We start from the raw sequence: 2828 nt of genomic DNA on the forward strand, positions 1-2828 counted from the left end.
AGATGACCACTACGATTTTAACAAGGAGGAGTTCACCCTCACCGGGCGAAAGACTGGAAAGGTCTACCGCATGGGGGATGCGGTTACCATCAAGATCAAGAGTGTATCCAAAGAGGAGAAACGGGCGGATTTTTTGCTTGTATGACTTCAAGCAGCATCACGGGAACGATTCCTGTGATGTTGTTTTCAGCTCAACAACATCCAGATATCATCATCTGCTTAGTATGGACTGCATATACTCCTTTCATATTGCAGGATTTAACTGATGCACGGTATGGCTTGGATAACTCGAACCAAAATGAGAAGATACCAACTACACGATTGTCAGTATCAGGAAGGGAAAAACTGTCTTCCTGACGCAATGATGAAAAAACCGTGAATGCATGGAGATGAGGAAAGAGTGATGTTGCAGACAAAAAGATCCGCTCTTCGCCCTTGGACGGAGACGGATGCCGAGAGTTTATATGCATATGCCAAGGATCCTGCTATTGGCCCGATTGCAGGATGGCCTGCCCATACAAGTGCAGAAGAGAGCCTGGATGCCATTAGAAATGTGCTTACCGGAGCAGAATGCTATGCAATCTGTGAAAAAGACAATGATAGAGCAATTGGAGCCATAGAACTCAAACTGAATGGACATACCGATATGACTGAGCGTGATGATGAGTGTGAGCTGGGATATTGGATCGGCAAACCCTTTTGGGGAAGGGGATATATACCTGAAGCTGCAACAGAACTGATTCGCCATGGGTTTGAAGACCTGGGAATGACCACAATATGGTGTGGGTATTACGATGGAAACACCCAATCCAAGAGGGTTCAGGAGAAACTTGGTTTTATCTACCATCACACCTGTAAGGAGGTACCGGTACCCCTCATGAATGAGACAAGGATTGGTCATACAAACGTTATGACCAAGGAACAGTGGTCCAGAAAGCAAAAGAGCTGAGGTTTCAACCCAAGCGAAAGACCAAAGAGGGAGAAGGTTCATGCAGTACTACCATGTTGATGTTTTTTCAAAAGGACCGCTGACAGGAAATGGACTGACCGTTTTGATTTGCAACCGATTTCCTGATAGTGAAACCATGCTTCTGATTACCCGGGAAATGAAGCAGTATGAGACGATTTTCCTTAAAAGACTCCGGGACGACGAATATAGGGCAAGAATTTTCACGAAGGATGAGGAACTGGATTTTGCAGGGCACCCAATCCTTGGTGCAGCTGCGGTAGTACATATGCTGCACAATGGGAAAGGGACGGAAGCAATCCAGTTCCATCTGAATGGTAAGGAGGTAAAGGTCACCAGCGTTGCAGTCGACCAACGAAAGGAGTATCTCTGCAGCATGAACCAAGGGGCAGCAGAGACCATCGGACACATACCCACGGAAGACTATCCCCTGTTGATCGAACCGCTTGGACTTACCATGGACGATCTTGCTGCAGCGTATCCTCTTCAGGTCATGACAACCGGCTTATCGTACCTGCTCGTGCCCATTCACAGCGGAATTGAGAGAACCGGCATGTTTGCCAAGGATTATGAACCACTGCTTGACTCCTACGGTGCAAAGTTTGCCTATGTGTTTGATATTGATGCAAAAGAAGGCAGAACATTCGATTTTGATGGTTTGGAAGACGTTGCCACCGGCAGCGCAGCTGGACCAGTTGGAGCATACCTCTGTGCACATGGCGTATGCAAGGCAGGTGAAGAGATCATCATTCATCAAGGACGTTTTCTTGACCGACCTAGTGAACTGCATGTTCTACAAGAAAAAGGTACAGGCTGTATCATGGTCAGTGGAAATGTATCCATCATTGCTGAGGGAACGTTTTATATTGAGGGTTAGGTAGGCCAAAAAGAAGGCTCCATCCATCCAGATCGATGAGATAATTCTCACTTCCTTGATAACCAGAAATGCAGTTTTTCACATGCCAATGACCCACTCTATTGGAGAATCCTCCTGATGATTCCTGTTTGCCAGGAATGAGGGAGAATATTCAAAAGCCTGAGCAATGGATTTCGGTTGATATTATACACAAACCGTGGGCGTTTGTCATGAAGGACCCGCAATGCCAGGCTTGCAATTGCTAGCGGTAGTACCGCATGCGATTCCACTCGGTCAACGATGCAACGGAATCGAGACGCATTGCAGGAATATCGTTCGGTTTTTTCGCAGAAGGAATCCAATCGGTCTGTGGAGCTCCCTGAGATTCCTGTCCGTACTGCTCCATGGCGTATTACTGATACACGGTACCCGAGCAGCTGGAGTTCCATACGAAGCGCATAGGCATAGCTCTCGAGCGCTGTTTTTGTAATCCCGTACATTCCGGTAAACGGAAGTGGGTCCAAAGGTGCCAATTCGCTGGTTGTGATGACAAGCCTTCCCTTATGGTCCTATAGGGATAAAAAAAGGCGGTTGATGCGATACACACCAAAGAGATTGCTATCGAAAATTCGGACAAACTCATCCTCGGGGATCTCCACCAAGGAGTTCAGGTCATACACTCCTGTAAAGTGGAGAATTGCTGTAAGAGATTCGGCCTCTTCCTTGATACACTTGAAAGCAGCTCCAACGGGGAGCTGTCTGTTATGTCGGCTCTCAGGAACCGGAAGGAGAACAATCCATCGTGTTCTTGGCGGGGCAGACCGTACACGGTGTATCCGGAAGCTACCAATTTCTGGCAAGTTGTAAATCCCATACCTCCACTTGCCCCGGTAACGAGATTGTTCATACTCATCTGCCTTACCTTTTTCTACCTATCTCTTCCAGCATCGGTGGCGATCTACCTATAGAACGAATCAGTGTATATCCAAAGTCGAAACAGAATTA

General features: G+C 47.1%; 4 protein-coding genes. 2 read left to right on the forward strand and 2 right to left on the reverse strand.

Annotated features, from left to right (window positions below; genetic code table 11):
• Window positions 1-403 precede the first annotated feature (403 nt).
• On the forward strand, window positions 404-949 hold the full coding sequence (locus AB7C91_RS13760) for a GNAT family N-acetyltransferase (protein ID WP_428592454.1): 546 nt from the start codon (window positions 404-406) through the stop codon (window positions 947-949).
• A 40-nt stretch (window positions 950-989) separates the two neighbouring features.
• Complete coding sequence (locus AB7C91_RS13765) at window positions 990-1844, forward strand: PhzF family phenazine biosynthesis protein (RefSeq protein WP_428592445.1); 855 nt, start codon at window positions 990-992, stop codon at window positions 1842-1844.
• A gap of 241 nt (window positions 1845-2085) precedes the next feature.
• Here AB7C91_RS13765 and AB7C91_RS13770 read toward each other — a convergent pair whose 3' ends face one another.
• Together AB7C91_RS13770 and AB7C91_RS13775 are read right to left on the reverse strand one after the other, a co-directional pair.
• The gene (locus AB7C91_RS13770) at window positions 2086-2229 is read right to left on the reverse strand and encodes a hypothetical protein (protein ID WP_428592448.1); all 144 of its coding nucleotides are present in this window, start codon (window positions 2227-2229) and stop codon (window positions 2086-2088) included.
• Window positions 2230-2490: 261 nt separating this feature from the next.
• Window positions 2491-2736 carry an NAD-dependent epimerase/dehydratase family protein gene (locus tag AB7C91_RS13775; protein WP_428592451.1) on the reverse strand — a complete coding sequence of 82 codons (246 nt, stop codon included), beginning with the start codon at window positions 2734-2736 and terminating at the stop codon, window positions 2491-2493.
• Between the last annotated feature and the right edge of the window lie 92 nt (window positions 2737-2828).

It is taken from the genome of Sphaerochaeta sp. (genome assembly GCF_050256055.1).
Taxonomy (GTDB): Bacteria; Spirochaetota; Spirochaetia; order Sphaerochaetales; family Sphaerochaetaceae; genus Sphaerochaeta.